Annotated in this window: 14 protein-coding genes; 7 read left to right on the forward strand and 7 right to left on the reverse strand. The window is 74.4% G+C overall.

The genetic code is table 11. The features are described from left to right. Positions 1–774, reverse strand: a complete 774-nt coding sequence (locus tag O7628_RS02420) for a 50S ribosomal protein L11 methyltransferase (protein WP_278128000.1) — start codon at positions 772–774, stop codon at positions 1–3. A 182-nt stretch (positions 775–956) separates the two neighbouring features. Here O7628_RS02420 and O7628_RS02425 point away from each other — a divergent pair, with 182 nt between their 5' ends. Then, positions 957–1,160, forward strand: coding sequence for a cold-shock protein (locus O7628_RS02425; protein WP_007462771.1), 204 nt, complete (start codon positions 957–959; stop codon positions 1,158–1,160). A 132-nt stretch (positions 1,161–1,292) separates the two neighbouring features. On the opposite strand, the gene O7628_RS02430 is transcribed toward O7628_RS02425, so the two are convergent. Next, a complete protein-coding gene (locus tag O7628_RS02430) occupies positions 1,293–1,808 on the reverse strand; it encodes a MarR family transcriptional regulator (protein ID WP_178067651.1) in 516 nt (171 codons plus the stop codon). Between the two features lie 181 nt (positions 1,809–1,989). On the opposite strand from O7628_RS02430, the gene O7628_RS02435 reads away from it, so the two are divergent. Beyond that, the gene (locus tag O7628_RS02435) at positions 1,990–4,143 is read left to right on the forward strand and encodes an efflux RND transporter permease subunit (RefSeq protein WP_278128021.1); all 2,154 of its coding nucleotides are present in this window, start codon (positions 1,990–1,992) and stop codon (positions 4,141–4,143) included. An 81-nt stretch (positions 4,144–4,224) separates the two neighbouring features. Here O7628_RS02435 and O7628_RS02440 read toward each other — a convergent pair whose 3' ends face one another. Next, positions 4,225–5,643, reverse strand: a complete 1,419-nt coding sequence (locus O7628_RS02440; protein ID WP_278128023.1) for a DedA family protein — start codon at positions 5,641–5,643, stop codon at positions 4,225–4,227. 137 nt (positions 5,644–5,780) lie between these two features. On the opposite strand from O7628_RS02440, the gene typA reads away from it, so the two are divergent. Together typA and O7628_RS02450 are read left to right on the forward strand one after the other, a co-directional pair. Further along, the gene (gene typA, locus O7628_RS02445) at positions 5,781–7,649 is read left to right on the forward strand and encodes a translational GTPase TypA (RefSeq protein WP_074474361.1); all 1,869 of its coding nucleotides are present in this window, start codon (positions 5,781–5,783) and stop codon (positions 7,647–7,649) included. A gap of 57 nt (positions 7,650–7,706) precedes the next feature. Next, on the forward strand, positions 7,707–8,570 hold the full coding sequence (locus tag O7628_RS02450) for a serine hydrolase (RefSeq protein WP_278128027.1): 864 nt from the start codon (positions 7,707–7,709) through the stop codon (positions 8,568–8,570). Positions 8,571–9,004: 434 nt separating this feature from the next. On the opposite strand, the gene O7628_RS02455 is transcribed toward O7628_RS02450, so the two are convergent. Next, a complete protein-coding gene (locus tag O7628_RS02455; RefSeq protein ID WP_278128029.1) occupies positions 9,005–9,802 on the reverse strand; it encodes a tyrosine-protein phosphatase in 798 nt (265 codons plus the stop codon). Between the two features lie 44 nt (positions 9,803–9,846). On the opposite strand from O7628_RS02455, the gene O7628_RS02460 reads away from it, so the two are divergent. Next, the gene (locus tag O7628_RS02460; protein ID WP_278128031.1) at positions 9,847–10,941 is read left to right on the forward strand and encodes a dipeptide epimerase; all 1,095 of its coding nucleotides are present in this window, start codon (positions 9,847–9,849) and stop codon (positions 10,939–10,941) included. A gap of 32 nt (positions 10,942–10,973) precedes the next feature. Continuing rightward, complete coding sequence (locus O7628_RS02465) at positions 10,974–12,005, forward strand: NlpC/P60 family protein (RefSeq protein WP_278128032.1); 1,032 nt, start codon at positions 10,974–10,976, stop codon at positions 12,003–12,005. 63 nt (positions 12,006–12,068) lie between these two features. Here the strand turns inward: O7628_RS02465 and O7628_RS02470 are convergent, their stop codons facing one another. Continuing rightward, positions 12,069–13,067, reverse strand: a complete 999-nt coding sequence (locus O7628_RS02470; RefSeq protein ID WP_278128034.1) for a TerC family protein — start codon at positions 13,065–13,067, stop codon at positions 12,069–12,071. Positions 13,068–13,527: 460 nt separating this feature from the next. Here O7628_RS02470 and O7628_RS02475 point away from each other — a divergent pair, with 460 nt between their 5' ends. Then, positions 13,528–13,821 (forward strand): antibiotic biosynthesis monooxygenase, encoded by a 294-nt coding sequence (locus tag O7628_RS02475; RefSeq protein ID WP_278128036.1) that lies wholly within the window; start codon positions 13,528–13,530, stop codon positions 13,819–13,821. Between the two features lie 367 nt (positions 13,822–14,188). Here the strand turns inward: O7628_RS02475 and O7628_RS02480 are convergent, their stop codons facing one another. Continuing rightward, positions 14,189–15,142, reverse strand: coding sequence for a helix-turn-helix transcriptional regulator (locus O7628_RS02480; RefSeq protein WP_074474366.1), 954 nt, complete (start codon positions 15,140–15,142; stop codon positions 14,189–14,191). Between the two features lie 100 nt (positions 15,143–15,242). Beyond that, positions 15,243–17,351, reverse strand: coding sequence for an excinuclease ABC subunit UvrB (uvrB, locus tag O7628_RS02485; protein ID WP_178065788.1), 2,109 nt, complete (start codon positions 17,349–17,351; stop codon positions 15,243–15,245). Positions 17,352–17,494: the final 143 nt, after the last annotated feature.

The raw sequence follows: 17,494 nt of genomic DNA on the forward strand, positions 1-17,494 counted from the left end.
CTACGGCCGGTCCGCCACGTCCGGCATCGGGTTTGATCCCCTAGCCGACCCTGATCCCGCCTCGGGGTCGGCCCCGCCGGCCCGGGGCCGCAGCACCTCCACCCGGCGCACCGGGGAGTCGACGGCCGGCTCGGTGGTGGGCACCCGGTAGCTGGCCACCGCGTCCAGCAGGTCCCGGGGCAGGTGGCCCCGGCCGGGGTCGCCCACCAGCACCCGGGCGCCCCGGGCCACGGCCCGGCGCAGGAACGGCAGCATCCGCTCGGCCAGTTCCCGGTCGTAGAAGGCGTCCCCGGCGACGAGCAGGTCCGCGTCCGGCCCGTCGGAGTCGAGCAGGTCCCCGCCCACGGCGGCGACGGCGACCCGGTTGGCGCGGGCGTTGACGGTGACCGCCGCGACGGCGTACGGGTCGATGTCGTTGGCCACGACCCGGGCTGCGCCGGCGAGCGCGGCGGCGATGGCGACGAGGCCCGAGCCGGCGGCCAGGTCGAGCACCCGGCGGCCGGCGGCCAGCTCGGGGTGGTCGAGCAGGTGCCGGGCCAGGGCCTGGCCGCCGGCCCAGGCCGAGGCCCAGTACGGCGGCGGCAGGGCGTGGCCGGCGGCGGCCTCCATCCGGGCCCACCAGACGATGGCGTCCTCGGCGAGGTGCAGCCGCACCTCGGGCACGAAGGGGGTGGCGACGAGCCGCAGGCGGTCCAGCCCCTCGCCGGGCACGTCGATCTCCCGCTCCAGCACGGCCAGCGCGGCGGCTGCGGGACTTGTCATCGGGGCAAGCATGCCGCAGGCGGGGCCCCGCCGGGCGGGTTTTCCCAGGGCTGCGCCCGGGGCGCGGGCATTTTCGGGTACGCCCTGCGGCACTTCGCCCAGCAGATCCGGGTTTTGCCGGTTACTCTCGGGGAGGTACAGGGCGATCATCGACCGGCGGTCGGTGGTCACCCGCTTTGAACAGGGAGAGATGCATGGCTACCGGCACGGTCAAGTGGTTCAACTCGGAAAAGGGCTTCGGCTTCATCGAGCAGGACGGCGGAGGTCCGGACGTGTTCGTCCACTACTCGGCCATCGCGTCGAGCGGCTACCGGGAACTCAACGAGGGCCAGAAGGTCGAGTTCGAGGTGACCCAGGGGCAGAAGGGCCCGCAGGCGGACAACGTCCGCCCGATGTAGCTCCGTGCCGGTGGCGGCGGTCGGGTCGACGATCCCGGCCGTCGCCGCAGCGCACCCGCGCCCGCCGCGCCCGGCGTACGTCCGCCGCGCGGCGGGCGTTTCCGTTTCCGGGCCCCGTCCGCGGCCGACGGGTCAGCGCGGCGCGCGGCGCGGCGGCTCCGGGCGGGTGGCCCGGACCTGGTCGAGGTGCTCCCGCATGGTGGCCACCATGGCCGTCAGGAAGCGGCGCACCACTTCCAGCTCGTCGTCGCCGAAGTCGGCCATCGCGGCGTCGGTGCGGCGGCCGAGCGGCTGGAAGAACTCCATGGCCAGCGCGGCGCCCGGGTCGGCGTAGCGCAGGAAGACCTTGCGGCGGTCGCCGGTGTCGCGGTCCCGGCGGACGTGCCCGGCGCGCTCCAGCCGGTCGATCAGCGCGGTCACCGAGCCGGAGGACAGGTTGAGCTTCTCCCCCAGGCGGCCCGGGGTGATCGGCGCGCCGGCGAGCTCGGCGTCCATGACGGCGATGAGGGCGTGCAGGTCGGTGCCGTTGAGGCCGTGCAGGGCGGCGAAGGCGTGCCCGACGTGCTGGGCGTCCGTCGAGTAGCGCCGCAGGTCGTTGGTGATGTCGGCGACGAGCTGCTCGCGCCGGGTCTCCCGTCGCCGGTACATGCCGTGCGTTGCCACGACGCCGCTTCCCTCCCCCCGTGCCTGCCGGTTGCAGCATAGTCGAGCTGTCGATAATCTCGCCTATCAAGATACTCGGCAGGCGCGACATTCGGGCCCTTCGAACCCGCCGGCCGAGCCCGCTACCGGCGCCCCGCGCCCACCCCGACAACCACGAGGGAACCCGATGTCTGTGTTCACCCGCGTCGCCCGCGGCCGGCTCGCCGCCTGGCTCACCGTGGCCGCCGCGATCGTCCTCGGCGCGGCCATCTTCGGGCTCCCGAAGCCCGACAACCCCGCCTCGGTCTCGACCACCGGCCTGTCCGTGCAGTGGCAGTCGACCCAGGTCGAACGGCTCCAGGACGAGCTGCCCTCCCGCGACGTGCAACCCGCGATCGTCGTCGTCAGCCGCACCGACGGCGGCCCGCTCACCGAGCCCGACCGCGCGGCGGTCACCGCCCGCGCCGGCGAGCTGGGCCGGTTCGCCGTCGGCGGCCGGGTCGGCCCGCCGCAGACCTCACCCGACGGCACCGTGGCCCTGCTCGCCGTGCCGATGTCCACCGCCGACGGCCAGGAGGCCGTCGCCGCCGCGGTGGCCGACCTCCGCGCGGCCCTCGACGGCCTGCCCACCGGCCTCGCCGCGCAGGTCACCGGCGCACCCGCGTTCACCGCCGACCTCACGCAGGTCTTCGAGGGCGCGGACGTCACGCTGCTCGCCGTCACCGCGGGCGTCGTGGCGCTGCTGCTGCTCGTCACCTACCGCAGCCCGTTCCTGTGGATCGTGCCGCTCGTCGTCGTCGCCGCCACCGAACAGCTCACGCTGCGGGCCGTCGACACCATCGTCCCGGCCCTCGGCATCCACCTCCAGCAGGGCGCGGTCACCGGCATCGCCAGCGTCCTCGTCTTCGGCGCCGCCACCGACTACGCCCTGCTGCTCATCGCCCGCTACCGGGAGGAGCTGCGCCGCGAGGCCGACCGCTTCGCCGCGATGCGCGCCGCCCTGCGCCGCACCGCCGAACCCATCCTCGCCAGCGGCGGCACCGTCGTGCTCGGCGTGCTCACCCTGCTGCTGTCGGAGCAGGAGAACAACCGGGCCCTCGCCGTGGCCTGCGCCACCGGCGTCGTGTTCGCCATGCTGTCGGCGCTGTTCGTCCTCCCCGCCGTGCTGGTGCTCTTCGGCCGGGGGCTGTTCTGGCCGTTCGTGCCCCGGGTCGGCGGCGCCGCGCGCGAGGGCCGGCTGTGGGGCCGGCTCGGCGTCGCCGTCGTCCGCCGCCCGCTGCCGGTCGCGGTGCTCGCGACGCTGCTGCTCGCCGGCCTCGCCCTCGGTGGGCTCGGCATCCGCACGGGCCTGTCGGAGACCGAGCAGTTCCGGGTCAAGCCCGAGGCCGTCGGCGGCGCGGAGACCCTCGCCCGGGCCTTCCCCGCCGGCACCACGCAGCCGGTCGCCGTCCTGACCACCCCGACCGCGGCGCAGGCCATAGTGGCGGCCGCCACCGCCGTCCCCGGGGTCGCCTCCGCCCGGCCGGGGGACGCGGGCACCGCCGTCGCCCAGGTCGACGTGGTGCTGGAGGCCGAGCCGGGCAGCGCCGCCTCGGACCGGGCGATCGAGGCGCTGCGCGCCGCCGTCGCCGCGGTGCCCGGCTCCGCCCCGCCCGCCGTCGACGGCGTCGACCGGTTCGAGGGCGCCGTCGTCGGCGGCACGGTCGCCGCCACGTACGACTCGAAGGAGGCCGACGGCAGGGACCTGCGGCTGATCCTGCCGATCATCCTGCTGCTCGTCGCCGCGGTCCTCGTGCTGCTGTTGCGCGGCCTGCTCGCCCCGGCCCTGCTCGTGCTCACCGTCGTCGTCTCGTTCTTCGCCAGCCTCGGCGCGGCGTGGCTGCTGTTCGACCTCGTCCTCGGGTTCCCGGCGCTCGACAGCGGCGTCCTGCTGCTCGCCTTCGTCTTCCTCGTGGCCCTCGGCGTCGACTACAACATCTTCCTCGTGACCCGGGCCCGCGAGGACGCCCGCCGCACCGGCACCCGCGACGGCATGCTCTCGGCGCTACGCGTCACCGGCGGCGTGATCACCAGCGCGGGGGTGCTGCTCGCGGCGGTCTTCGCCGTCCTCGGCGTGCTGCCGCTGATCCTGCTGACCCAGATCGGGGTCATCGTCTGCATCGGCGTGCTGCTCGACACGCTGCTGGTGCGCACGGTCCTCGTGCCGGCGCTGGCGTTCCTGCTCGGCGACCGCTTCTGGTGGCCCGGCCGGATCCCGCCGGCCGCCGACGCCGCGCCGCCGGCCGGCGAGCCGACGCACGCCGGCCACGACGGGGCCGAGCCGGCGGCGACCCGGAGCTGAGGACCGCGCGGGCGGCGGCGGGGACGGGACCACCGCCGCCGCCCGCGCGCCGGTCCCGGCCGGGCGAACCGGTCCCGCCGCTCACCCCGGCGGCCCCGGGTCGGCCCGCCCGTCGGCCGGGCCGACCGCGCCGACCGCCCGGGCCCGCGTCGCCCAGGCGACCATGAACAGCGCGGTCCAGGCCAGCCCGAGCAGCACCGACGTGACCGTGCTGCTGGCGGTGCCCTGACCCAGGTAGAGCCGCGCGCCGGCGATCGCGGCCACCCCGGCCACGGCGGCCGTCCACGCGGCCACCGCCACCGGCCAGGGCGACCCCCGCGACAGCAGCCAGGCCAGCGTGCACAGGCTCGCCGCCAGCACGGCGTTCTGCGTCCCGAACAGCACGCCCTCCTCGCCCGAGGCGAGCCGGCCCGGCGCCACCACCTCGGCGACCACGGCGAGCACCACCAGCGGCAGGAACGCGCCGACGGTGCCCAGCACGTCGAGCGGATCGGCCCGCCGGGGCGACCCGCCGCGCCCCGGGCGTCGGCGCTGCCGCCAGGACCGGCCGGCGGCCACCACCGCCACCAGCGCGATCAGCACCGACCCCCGCGACACGGAGACCACGGTCGCCGCGACCTCCGCCGCGCCGGGGGTACGCCGGTCGGCGAACCAGCCGGCGATCACGTCGTCGACCACCGCCAGCCCGCTCCACCGCATCGCCGCCCCGAGCAGCCAGGCGATCGCCACGCCGGCCACGAACAGCAGCACCAGCCCCACGGCCAGGTTGATCAGCAGCGTCCAGCCGGGGCCGACGCGCATCGTCAGCAGGAAGAACAGCACCCCGTACCGGGCGGAGAGCCAGCGCAGCGGCGGCAGCGCCGCCGCCCGGGCCAGCAGCGCCCGCGCCGGGTCTGGGTGGCGGCCCAGCCAGCGGCCCACCAGCGCCACGGCGAGCACCCCGCCGAGCAGCACCAGCACCGCGCCGGTGGCCCTACCCAGCAGCCGGGACACCGTCTCGTACGACTCCCCGGCCAGGTTGCCCGCCAGCACCGACCCGCCCACCCAGGTCACCACACCGGCGAGGTTCCACGGCGCGAACCGGCGGTACGGCATGCCGGCCGCCCCCGCCAGGCGGGGCGCGAGGGTACGCGCGAACGCCACCCAGCGGGCGGTGAGGACCCCCCGCCCGCCAAGGCGTTCCAGCAGCGCGTCGGCGCGTCGCCACCGGTGCGGGCCCACCCGCGCCCCGAACCCGGACGCGCGCAGCCGGGGACCGTAGCGACGACCCGCGCGGAACGCCAACGCGTCCCCGGTCACGGCTGCGAGAATCATCACCAGCAGGGCGGGGCCGAGCCGCAGCGCGCCGGTGTACGTGAGGAAGCCGACCAGCAGCAGCGTCGCCTCGCCCGGCACCAGCAGCCCGACGATCACCGCCGTCTCGCCGGCCACGATCGCCGCGGCGACCAGGTAGACCAGCAGGGGCGGCAGGCCCTGCACCGAGTTCAGCAGATCGTGCACGACGGCCCCCGGCTCACGCGGCCAGCATGACAGCCGGGCCACGGGCACCGACAGCCGCACAGCCGCCGGATCCGGCCGGCAGCCGGGGGGCGACCCCGACTCGGCACCTGATCCGCGCAGGCGGGAGGATGGAGCCCATGCAGCTTCGCACCGACCTCCGCAACGTCGCCATCATCGCTCACGTCGACCACGGCAAGACCACCCTGGTCGATGCCATGTTGCGGCAGGCCGGCGCCTACGGCGCGCGCGGCGAGACGACCGAGCGGGTGATGGACTCGATGGACCTCGAAAGGGAGAAGGGCATCACCATCCTGGCCAAGAACACCGGCGTGCGCTACCTGCCGGCGGACGGGTCGGAGCCGGTCACCATCAACATCATCGACACCCCGGGCCACGCCGACTTCGGCGGCGAGGTCGAGCGCGGCCTCACCATGGTCGACGGCGTGGTGCTGCTGGTCGACGCCAGCGAGGGCCCGCTGCCGCAGACCCGCTTCGTGCTGCGCAAGGCGCTGCGCGCCCGGATGCCGATCATCCTGGTGATCAACAAGGTGGACCGCCCCGACGCCCGGATCAAGGAGGTCGTGGACGACACCTACGAGCTCTTCCTCGACCTGGACGCCGACGAGGAGCAGATCGACTTCCCGATCGTCTACGCCTGCGCCCGCGACGGCATCGCCTCCCTCACCCAGCCCGCCGACGGCTCCGTCCCGCAGGACAGCACCAGCCTGGAGCCGCTGTTCCGCGCCCTGCTCGACACCATCCCGCCGCCCGCCTACGAGCAGGACGCGCCGTTGCAGGCCCACGTGACCAACCTCGACGCGTCGCCGTTCCTCGGCCGGCTGGCGCTGTGCCGGGTGCGGCAGGGCACCATCGCCAAGGGCCAGACCGTCGCCTGGTGCCGCACCGACGGCAGCACCCAGCGGGTCCGCATCTCCGAGCTGCTGATGACCGAGGGCCTGGAGCGCAAGCCCGCCGACTCGGCCGGCCCCGGCGACATCATCGCCGTCGCCGGGATCCCCGAGATCATGATCGGCGAGACGCTGGCCGACGCCGAGAACCCGATCGCGCTGCCGCTGATCACCGTCGACGAGCCGGCCATCTCGATGACCATCGGCACCAACACCTCGCCGCTGGTCGGCCGGGTCAAGGGCGCCAAGGTCACCGCCCGGATGGTCAAGGACCGCCTCGACAAGGAGCTGGTCGGCAACGTGTCGCTGCGGGTGCTGCCCACCGAGCGCCCCGACGCCTGGGAGGTGCAGGGGCGCGGCGAGCTGGCCCTGGCGATCCTCGTCGAGCAGATGCGCCGCGAGTCCTACGAGCTGACCGTCGGCAAGCCGCAGGTCGTCACCCGGGAGATCGACGGCAAGACCTGCGAGCCGGTCGAGCGGCTCACCATCGACGCCCCCGACGACTACCTGGGCGCGATCACGCAGCTCCTGGCCACCCGCAAGGGCCGGATGGAGCAGCTGGTCAACCACGGCACCGGCTGGATCCGGATGGAGTGGCTGGTCCCGGCGCGCGGCCTGATCGGCTTCCGCACCGAGTTCCTCACCGAGACCCGGGGCACCGGCATCCTGCACCACGTCTTCGAGTCCTACGAGCCGTGGTTCGGCGAGCTGCGTACCCGCAACAACGGCTCGCTGGTCGCCGACCGGGCCGGTGCCGTCACCGCGTTCGCGATGACCAACCTCCAGGAGCGCGGCCAGCTCTTCGTCGAGCCCGGCACCGAGGTGTACGAGGGCATGATCGTCGGGGAGAACTCCCGCTCCGACGACATGGACGTCAACATCACCAAGGAGAAGAAGCTCACCAACATGCGAGCCTCGACCTCCGACGAGACCGAGAAGCTGATCCCGCCGCGCAAGCTGTCGCTGGAGCAGGCCCTGGAGTTCTGCCGCGAGGACGAGTGCGTCGAGGTGACCCCCGCCGCGGTCCGCATCCGCAAGGTCGTGCTCGACCAGACCCAGCGCGCCCGCGCCACGGCCCGCCGCAAGCACGCCGGCTGACCCCCTGCCGATCCGGCCCCCGGACGACCGGGGGCCGGATCGGCTACCGTCACCCGCATGATCTGGGACGAGCTCGACGCCCGCCTGGACGCCCTGCCGGGCACCGTGTCGGCGTACGCGGGCCGGGTCGACGCCCCGGCGACCTGGACCCGGCAGCCCGACGCCACCCATTACGCGGCCAGCACCATGAAGGTCGCCGTGCTGCTGGCCCTGCACCGGGCCGCCGAGGCCGGCACGCTCGACCTCGACGCCCCCGTCGAGGTGCGCAACGAGTTCGACTCCGCCCGGCCCGAAGCCCCCCGGTTCGCGTGCGCCCGGCACTACGACAACGACGGGTCCGTCTGGGAGCGGGAGGGCGGGCACGCGCCCCTGCGCTGGCTGGCCGAGCGGATGATCGTGCGCTCCAGCAACCTGGCCACCAACCTCTGCCTGCGCCACGTCGGCCTGCCCGCCGTCGCCGAGGCGTGGGCGGCCGCCGGCGCCCGGCACAGCGTCACCGGGCGCGGCATCGAGGACTTCGCCGCCCGCGAGGCCGGCATCACCAACCTGGTCACCGCCGCCGACCTGGCCGCCCTGCTCGGCGGGCTGGCCGCCGGGGCGACCCGGCCCGGCCCGCTCGCCTCCCCCGCCGGCTGCGCCGCCATGCTGGACGTCCTGTTCGCCCAGGAGTTCCGCGAGGACCTCGCCGCCGGCCTGCCCGACGGCGTCCGCATCGCCCACAAGAACGGCTGGGTACGCGGCGTGCGGCACGGCGCCGGCGTGGTCTACCCGGCCGACGCCCCGCCGTACTCGCTGGTCGTCTGCACCACCGGCGACCCCGCCGGCGGCGCGGCGGACGGGGACGCCTGCCGGCTCCTCGCCGACATCTCCGCCCGGGTCTGGGCGGCCCGCCACGACCTGCGCCCGGCCGCAGCGGCCTGAGGGCTCGGCTCGGCCCGGTGCCGGGCCGAGCCGGGCCCGGTGGCCGGGCACGGCACCGAGCCGAGGGCCGGTCGCGGCACCTAGCCGAGGGCCGGGCACGGCGTCGGCAGGTAACTCTGGGCAACGCCGCGGCACGTCGAGACGACCTGCCGCGCTCCCTTTGCTCTGCACCCACGGACGCAGCAGTCACGCAGCGCATCGGACCGCCGCCCCCGCCCGCCGCCTCCGCACCGGGATCTCCCCAGCTCAACGACATGTTGCGTCGATGGGTGCAGAGCAAAGGGAGCGCATGAGGTCTGTTCGGGTCGCAGCAACCTGACGAAGAGTGAAGATTGGCCGCGATCGGTCTCGCCTCCCGCAGCCGTCACCGCACGTGACCAGCGAACGGCGGGCCGGGCACGGCGGCCGGGCCGGGCGCCCGGCAGTGGCGGGGTTCAGTCCAGCAGGTTGTCCCGCAGCGCCGCCAGGTGCGCCCCCGTCAGCCCCAGCCCGTCGCGCAGGTACGCGTCGAACGAGCCGTGCACCCGCCGGACCTCCGCGTACGCGGCGTCCAGGTACTCCCCGCGTACCTCCATCAGCGGCCGGATCGCCGCCTCCGCCAGGTCCGGCTGACGGGCCCGCATCGCGGCCAGGACGACCTCCTTGAGGCTCTCCGTCTGCGCGTTGGTCCGCAGGTAGTCCGCCCGGATCGCCGCCTCGTCCACCCCCAGCGCGGTGAGCAGCACGACCGACAGCCAGCCGGTGCGGTCCTTGCCGGCCGAGCAGTGGAACAGCAGCGGCAGGTTGCCCGCGTCGGCGGCCAGCCGGGCCGCCCCGCCGAAGCCGGCCCGGGCCGCCCCGCCGGTGACGAACCACCGGTAGATCTCCGCCATCGCCGCCGGGGTGCCCTGGAGGGCCAGCGCCGTCTCCGCGCGCAGGTCGTGCCCGAGCAGCACCTCCGACACGGCCGTGAAGACCGGATGCGCCGGGTCGTACACCGGCAGGCGCACCACCCGGGGCGCGCCGGGCAGCCGGTCCGGCGGGGCCGTCGCGATCTCCGAGTCGTCGCGCAGGTCGACCACGCAGGCCGGGGCGATCATCCCCAGCACCGGCAGGTCCTCGTCGGTCAGCCGGCCCAGCGCCGGGGTGCGGATCAGCCGGCCGGCCCGCACCCGGCGGCCGTCGAGCCCCACCATGCCGCCGAGGTCGCGCGCGTTCGGCGCCCCCACCAGCTCCCAGTCCCGCCCGCCCATTCGGCCTCCCCTGTCGTCGCCGGGTCGCGTATAGGGTGCCGCACATGACGATCACCGCGGTACGCACCCACCGGCTTTCCGCGCCCCTGCACACCCCGTTCGTCACCGCGCTGCGCCGCACCACCACCACCGACACGCTGATCGTGGAACTCGTCGACGACGACGGACGGTCCGGCTTCGGCGAGGCCCCGCAGGTGTGGCAGGTGACCGGGGCGTCGCTGGCCGGGGCCGAGGCGTGCGTGCAGGAGATGCTCACCCCGGGGCTGATCGGCCGGGACGCCGACGACCTCGTGGCCCGGTGCGCCGAGGTGCGCCGGGCGGTGGCCGGCAACGAGGCCGCCAAGGCGGCGGTGGACACCGCGCTGCACGACCTGGCCGCGCGCCGGCTCGGCGTACCCCTGGTGCGGTTGCTCGGCGGCACGGCCCGGCGCGTGCCCACGGACGTCACCCTCGCCGCGGGCGACGCCACCGACCTGGCCGCCGCGGCCCGGCAGCGGCGCGGCGAGGGGTTCTCCGTGCTCAAGCTGAAGGTCGGCACCGACGCGGCGGGCGACCTGGAGCGGGTCCGGGCGGTGCGGGCGGCCGTCGGCCCCGACGTGCGCATCCGGCTCGACGCCAATCAGGGTTGGACCCCCCGCGAGGCGGTCCGGGTGATTCGCGGCATCGAGGACGCCGGCCTCGGCGTCGAGCTGGTGGAGCAGCCGGTGTCGCGCTGGGACCTCGACGGGCTGGCCTGGGTCAGTGACCGGGTGGGCCTGCCGGTCCTGGCCGACGAGTCGGTGTTCGGCGTGCGCGACCTGGTCGAGGTGATCCGCCGACGCGCCGCCGACATGGTCAACGTCAAGCTGGCCAAGTGCGGTGGCCTGCACGCCGCCCGCACGCTGCTGGACCTGGCCGCCGAGCACGGGATCGGCACCGTCGTCGGCTCGATGATGGAGAGTCAGGTGGGGCTCGGCGCGGCGGCCAGCCTGGTCGCCGCCCACGGCACCAGCGCCGTCTCCGACCTCGACGCCGCCTGGTGGCTGGCCTGGTCGCCGGTGCGGGGCGGCATCCGGTACGACGGCGCGACCGTGGTGCTGCCGGACGCGCCCGGCCTCGGCATCACCTCCGTTGAAGCAAAGATTCAACCGGATGGTTGATGGGTGGCGCTTTCTTTCCTAGGGTCGCTGTCGTGAGGGCGCGGCGGGGAAGCCGTGAACTGGGGGTGGACGTGGAGCTGCAACCGGGCCGCGAGGCCGTCGTCCGGGTCGCGGTCGCGACCCTCTGGTCCTGCCCCGAGGCGGTGCGCCCCGTCGACCGCCCCGCCCTCGACGCGCCCGCCGATGTCGCCGCCTGGATCTCCGGCATGGACGCCGACCAGCAGGTCGGCGAGTGCGTGCTGAGTCAGCTCCTGCTCGGCGAACGGGTGCTGGTCACCGCCCTGCGCCCCGACGGCTGGGCGCACGTCGTGGCCGTCGAGCAACCGGCGGCCCGGCTCGACCCGCGCGGCTACCCCGGCTGGCTCCCGGCCGCCCAGCTCGCCCCGCGCCCGGCCGACGCCGCGACCCCGCCGGCCGACGCCGCCCGCTCCCCGGCCGACGCCGCGCCCGACCCGGCCGACGCCCCGGCGCACCTGGTCGCCCCGGCCGTCCCCTGGGTCGTCGACGCGACGCTCACCGCCCTGCGCGCCGCCCCGGCCGGCGAGCCGGTCGTGGCCGGGGTCGTCCTCGGCACCCGGCTGACCCCGGCCGGCCCCCCGGCGGACGGCTGGCGGCCGGTGCGCGCCCCCGGCCACGACCGGCCGCTCTGGCTGCCCGACGCGCACCTCGTGCCGGCGCCCGCCGCGCCCCCGTCCCCGGCGGAGGTGCTGGCCGTCGCCGCCCGGCTGCGCGACGTGGCCTACGTATGGGGCGGGGTGTCGGCGTACGGGATCGACTGCTCCGGCCTGGTGCACCTGGCCTGGCGGCGGTTCGGGGTGGTGCTGCCCCGCGACGCCGCCGACCAGGCCGGCGCGACCACCCCGCTGCCCCTGGGCACCGAACGCGTCGGCGACCTCTACTTCTTCGCCCGCCCCGGCCGGCGGATCCACCACATCGGATTCGTCAGCGCCGCCCCGGACGGCGGCCGGCGCATGCTGCACGCCTGCTACCGACGCCGCCGCGTCCTGGAGGAGGCGATGCCGGCCGAGCGGACGGCCACCCTGGTCGGCGCGCACCGCGTCTGAGCCGCCCGGGACGGCGGAAGGGGCGCTCCCGGTGCCGGAAGCGCCCCTGCCCGCGTGGTCGGGTCAGCCGCGCGCCGACGCCAGCTCGCGCCGCCGGTCGCGGGCCGACTTGATCAGGCTGGCCACGGTCGCCACCGCGAGGGTGCCGAGGATGACCGTCAGGGACAGCCAGATCGGGATGTGCGGGGCCCAGGCCACCGGGTCGCCGCCGTTGACGAACGGCAGATGGTTGTCGGCCAGGGCCTCCAGCACCAGCTTGACGCCGATGAAGCCGAGCACCACCGCCAGGCCGTAGCTGAGGTAGATCAGCCGGTCCAGCAGCCCGCCGAGCAGGAAGTAGAGCTGGCGCAGGCCCATCAACGCGAAGACGTTCGCGGTGAAGACCAGGTACGGCTCCTGGGTGATGCCGAAGATCGCCGGGATCGAGTCCAGCGCGAAGATCAGGTCGGTGGTGCCGATGGCGATCATGACGATCAGCATCGGGGTGAACAGCCGCCGGCCGGCCTCGTGCGTGGTCATCTTCGCGCCGTCGTAGTCCCGGGAGATCGGCAGCGCCTTGCGGCTCCACCGGATCAGCAGGTTCTCGCTGAACTCGTCCTCGTCCGGCTCGCCCTGCCGGGCCAGGTTGACCGCCGTGTAGATGAGGAACGCGCCGAAGATGTAGAAGACCCAGGAGAACTGGGAGATCAGGGCCGCACCGGCGGCGATGAAGCCACCGCGCATGAGCAGCGCCAGCACGATGCCGATCAGCAGCACCTTCTGCTGGTACTGCCGGGGCACCCCGAACCGGGCCATAATGATCACGAAGACGAACAGGTTGTCCACCGAGAGGCTGTACTCGGTGAGCCAGCCGGTGTAGAACTCACCGGCCACCCCGGGACCGGAGAAGATCCACAACCCGGCGCCGAAGAGCAGGGCCAGCCCGACGTAGAAGCTGACCCACAGGCTCGACTCACGGACGCTCGGCTCGTGTGGTCGCCGGCCGATGATCAGCAGGTCGACGACGAGAACCGCAGTCAGTGCGACGAGGGTCCCCGCCCACACCAATCCGGACACGTTCAATCCCATCCTCCGGCAGACACACGGCGTCGGGCACACCGTACGCCCGCCGGGGCGGGTGGGTGTGGCGACGCGGACACTGGTGACTGTCGGAGGTCTCTTCCGTCGCCGACCCGCGAGCGGGCCGACAACCTACGGAGCCGGGTCGCGCCACCCGGGGGCGGTCGACCGTGCTGACGACTCCGTCGCGGGGGAATACTCCCCTCCTTCGCGCCCATTCTTCACCATGGCGAGGCGGGAGCGCATCTCCTGCTTTTGTGCCGGGGCTCTCAGCGGGCGTCCAGTGACGGATCTCTCCACCGACCTCGCCTCCCTCTGGCCCTTCTCTACGTTGGTCCCTCACCACGCGTAGAGCGTCCTAGGAGGCCAGCTCGCATCATTGCCGGCGTGAGTCTCCGTCCCTGCGGTGGACACGGCCACCCCGGCGGCCCGGGCCCGGCCGGCGTCGTGCGAGGCTCTCGGCATGGTGCTTGAGGTTGCGCTCATCGACGTGACACCCGGACACGAGGACGACTTCGCCGCCGCGTACGCGCGGGGGCACGAGATCCTGGCCGGCACGCCCGGCTGCCGTTCCGTCCGGATGACCCGCGGCGTGGAGTCGCCGACGCGGTTCGTCCTGCTGGTCGAGTGGGACTCCGTGGCCGCCCACGAGGAGAACTTCCGCGAGACCGAGCGGTTCGCTCAGTGGCGGGCGCTGATCGGCCCCCACTTCGCCGGCCCGCCGCTGGTCGAGCACTTCGTCGACGTCCCCGCCTAAGCCGACGTCCCTGCCTGAGCCGACGCCCCGGCGTCGCCGCCGCGGCCGACCGGTCCCCGCCCCGCCTGCGCCGACGCCCTCGCCCACGCCGCCCGGCCTTGGCCACGCCCCGGCGGAAGTGTCACACCCCCCGGCTACCGTGCGCTCGCGCGCGGCCGCCGGCCCCGGCGGGCTCGGGGTCGCCGGGCCCGGTGGCCGCGCGGGCGGCACCGGGCGGGTCACCGGCTCCGGGGCGGCTTCGCGCGCTGCGCCGGGTCGGTGAGTGGCGCAGGAGGCCGGTCACGCGGCACCGACGCCGGCAGGCCCACCCGCCGCCGGAGAACGGGCCCGGCGCGACACGGCGGGCCGACCCGCCAGGGCCGCGCCGTCAGTCCTGCGGCTGGCGGGGCCGGGGCAGCGCCGCGCCCTCCGGCCGGGACCGCACCGACGGCTGACCGCCGAGATCGACCGCGGCCGGCAACGACGGGTCGTCGGCCAGCCGGCCCAACAGCGCCGCCGTCTCCGCCGCCGGGAGCGCGGCGTCGAGCAGCCGGTCGATCACCGCGTCGTACCAGCCGAGGTCCGCCGGGGAAACCAGCCGCACGTCGGTGGTCAGGGCTTCCAGCATCACCGTGCGCGGGTCGGCCGGGTCGGGGAACGAGTAGCGGGTGAACGGGGTCAGCGGATGCGCGCCCCCGGCCGTCGCCCCCGGCGGGACCACCCGAATGGTCACGTTCGGCCGGCCCGCCAGGTGGACCAGGTGCCGCAGCTGCTCGCGCCAGATGCCGTCGGGCACGCCGCCCGGGTCACAGGCCGCGAGCTCCAGCAGCGCCGTGTAGCGGGGCGGCTCCGGCCGGTGCAGCACCTCCTGCCGGACGAGCCGGGCCCGCACGTCGGCCTCCACGTCCACCTCGGGGTGCAGCAGCCGGGCGACTCCGAGCCGCAGCCGCGCGTACGCCGGGGTCTGCAACAGCCCCGGCACGACGGCGGGCTGGTATTCCACCACGGTGGCGGCGCCGGCCTCCAACTCGGCGTAGGCCCGCTGCCGCTCCCCCATCCCGCCGAGCGTCTTCCACCAGCCGCGGCCCGTCGCCGCGTCCCGGGCGATGACGATCAGCGCGTCGCGCTCGTCGGGCCCGACCCGGTAGACGTCCAGCAGGTCGAGCACGTCGGCGAGATCCGGCCGACTCTGCCCCAGCTCGATGCGGGACAGCTTCGAGGTGGACGCCCAACCCAGCCGGTCACAGACCTGCTCCAGCGTCAGCTCCTCCCGCCTGCGCAGTTGGCGCAACTCGGCTCCGAGTCGCGCCCGTCGAATCACCGGACTCGTTGGCAACGGCATCCCCGCCTCCCCAGGACGGAGAGTACGCAGATCGATCACTCGCTGCAATACCTCGCTTGCTTACGGCGACGACATCCGACGCCGCGGAGCGGCCCGACGGTCACTTCACGCCCGCCGCGTCCATCCCCCGCAGCTCCTTCTTCAGGTCGGCGACCTCGTCGCGGATGCGGGCGGCCAGCTCGAACTGCAACTCCCGGGCGGCGGCCAGCATCTGGTCGTTGAGCTCCTGGATGAGCTGGGCGAGATCGGCCCGGGCCATCCCCTCCCGCGACGGACCGGCCGCGCCGGCCCGGCTGCGGCTGCGGGTCTCCTTGACCGGCGCCTTGCCCCGCGACAGTTGCCGCGCCGCGCCGCCGACCCGGGAGCTCTCGGTGTCCTCCGCCTCCCGGTAGATGTCGTCGAGAATGTCGTGGATCTTCTTGCGCAGCGGCTCGGGGCTGATCCCGTGCGCCTCGTTGTGGGCCACCTGCTTGGCCCGGCGTCGGTTGGTCTCCCCGATCGCCTCCGCCATCGACGGGGTGATCTTGTCGGCGTACATGTGCACCTGGCCGGAGACGTTTCGCGCCGCCCGGCCGATGGTCTGGATCAGCGACCGGCCGCTGCGCAGGAAGCCCTCCTTGTCCGCGTCGAGGATCGCCACGAGGGACACCTCGGGCAGGTCCAGGCCCTCGCGGAGCAGGTTGATGCCGACCAGCACGTCGTATTCGCCCTTGCGCAGCTCGCGCAGCAGCTCCACCCGGCGCAGCGTGTCGACCTCGGAGTGCAGATAGCGCACCCGGATGCCGTTCTCCAGCAGGTAGTCGGAGAGGTCCTCGGCCATCTTCTTGGTCAGCGTGGTGACCAGGACCCGCTCGTCGCGCTCGGTGCGCAGCTTGATCTCGTGCATCAGGTCGTCGATCTGCCCCTTGGTGGGCTTCACCACCACCTCGGGGTCGATCAGGCCCGTCGGGCGGATCACCTGCTCGACGAACTCGCCCTGGGCCTGCTCCAGCTCCCAGGAGCCCGGGGTGGCGGAGAGGAAGACCAGCTGCCCCACGCGCTCCAGGAACTCGTCGAAGCGCAGCGGCCGGTTGTCGGCGGCGCTGGGCAGCCGGAAGCCGTGGTCGATGAGCATCCGTTTGCGGGAGGCGTCGCCCTCGTACATGCCGCCGATCTGCGGGATCGTCACGTGCGACTCGTCGATGACGGTGAGGAAGTCGTCGGGGAAGTAGTCGAGCAGACAGTGCGGCGGGCTGCCCGGCAGCCGGCCGTCGATGTGCATCGAGTAGTTCTCGATGCCGGAGCAGAAGCCGACCTGCCGCATCATCTCCAGGTCGTAGGTGGTGCGCATCCGCAGCCGCTGGGCCTCCAGCAGCTTGCCCTGCCGCTCCAGCTCGGCGAGGCGCTCGGCCAGCTCCGCCTCGATGTCGCGGGTGGCCCGCTCCATCCGCTCCGGGCCGGCGGCGTAGTGGGTGGCCGGGAAGATCATCAGGCTGTCGACCTCGCGGACCACGTCGCCGGTCAGCGGGTTGAGGTAGTAGAGCTTCTCCACCTCGTCGCCGAACAGCTCGACCCGGACGGCGAGCTCCTCGTACGCCGGGATGATCTCCAACGTGTCGCCGCGGACCCGGAACGTGCCCCGCTGGAACGCCATGTCGTTGCGGGTGTACTGGATGTCGACGAGGCGGCGCAGCAACTGGTCGCGGTCGAGCTCCTGCCCGACGGCGACCCGGACGGCGCGGTCGAGGTATTCCTCCGGGGTGCCCAGGCCGTAGATCGCCGAGACGGTGGCCACCACCACCACGTCCCGGCGGGTCAGCAGCGACATCGTCGCCGAGTGCCGCAGCCGCTCGACCTCCTCGTTGATCGAGGAGTCCTTCTCGATGTAGGTGTCGGTCTGCGGGATGTAGGCCTCGGGCTGGTAGTAGTCGTAGTAGGAGACGAAGTATTCCACCGCGTTGTGCGGCAGCAGCTCGCCGAACTCCTTCGCCAGCTGCGCGCAGAGCGTCTTGTTGGGGGCCAGCACCAGGGTGGGCCGCTGCAGCCGCTCGACGAGCCAGGCCGTCGTGGCGCTCTTGCCCGTGCCGGTCGCGCCGAGCAGCACGGTGTTGCGGTCGCCGCGCCGCACCCGGCGCTCCAGGTCGTCGATGGCGGCCGGCTGGTCGCCGGCCGGCTGGAACTCGCTGACGACCTGGAAACGGCCGTCGAGCCGGGGAATGTCGAGCGCCATGACACCCACCGTACGCCCGGGGTCCGACAGCGCGGCACGACTACCGTCGGTCCGTGATCGGCTTCGATATTCGCATTGTGTGGCGGATTTCACCGCGCTAGGGTATGGCCGTAGGCCGCTCGCGGCGGCCGTCCGGGCCGGCG

The organism is Micromonospora sp. WMMD956 (assembly GCF_029626125.1).
Lineage (GTDB): Bacteria > Actinomycetota > Actinomycetes > Mycobacteriales > Micromonosporaceae > Micromonospora > Micromonospora carbonacea.

What these genes read in the sequence shown, in the direction of transcription:
- O7628_RS02480 (WP_074474366.1), bottom strand. Translation starts at nt 15,142, where the DNA reads ATGCCGTTGCCAACGAGTCCGGTGATTCGACGGGCGCGACTCGGAGCC.
- O7628_RS02455 (WP_278128029.1), bottom strand. Translation starts at nt 9,802, where the DNA reads ATGGGCGGGCGGGACTGGGAGCTGGTGGGGGCGCCGAACGCGCGCGAC.
- typA (WP_074474361.1), top strand. Translation starts at nt 5,781, where the DNA reads ATGCAGCTTCGCACCGACCTCCGCAACGTCGCCATCATCGCTCACGTC.
- O7628_RS02435 (WP_278128021.1), top strand. Translation starts at nt 1,990, where the DNA reads ATGTCTGTGTTCACCCGCGTCGCCCGCGGCCGGCTCGCCGCCTGGCTC.
- uvrB (WP_178065788.1), bottom strand. Translation starts at nt 17,351, where the DNA reads ATGGCGCTCGACATTCCCCGGCTCGACGGCCGTTTCCAGGTCGTCAGC.
- O7628_RS02460 (WP_278128031.1), top strand. Translation starts at nt 9,847, where the DNA reads ATGACGATCACCGCGGTACGCACCCACCGGCTTTCCGCGCCCCTGCAC.
- O7628_RS02450 (WP_278128027.1), top strand. Translation starts at nt 7,707, where the DNA reads ATGATCTGGGACGAGCTCGACGCCCGCCTGGACGCCCTGCCGGGCACC.
- O7628_RS02430 (WP_178067651.1), bottom strand. Translation starts at nt 1,808, where the DNA reads ATGTACCGGCGACGGGAGACCCGGCGCGAGCAGCTCGTCGCCGACATC.
- O7628_RS02420 (WP_278128000.1), bottom strand. Translation starts at nt 774, where the DNA reads ATGCTTGCCCCGATGACAAGTCCCGCAGCCGCCGCGCTGGCCGTGCTG.
- O7628_RS02475 (WP_278128036.1), top strand. Translation starts at nt 13,528, where the DNA reads ATGGTGCTTGAGGTTGCGCTCATCGACGTGACACCCGGACACGAGGAC.
- O7628_RS02425 (WP_007462771.1), top strand. Translation starts at nt 957, where the DNA reads ATGGCTACCGGCACGGTCAAGTGGTTCAACTCGGAAAAGGGCTTCGGC.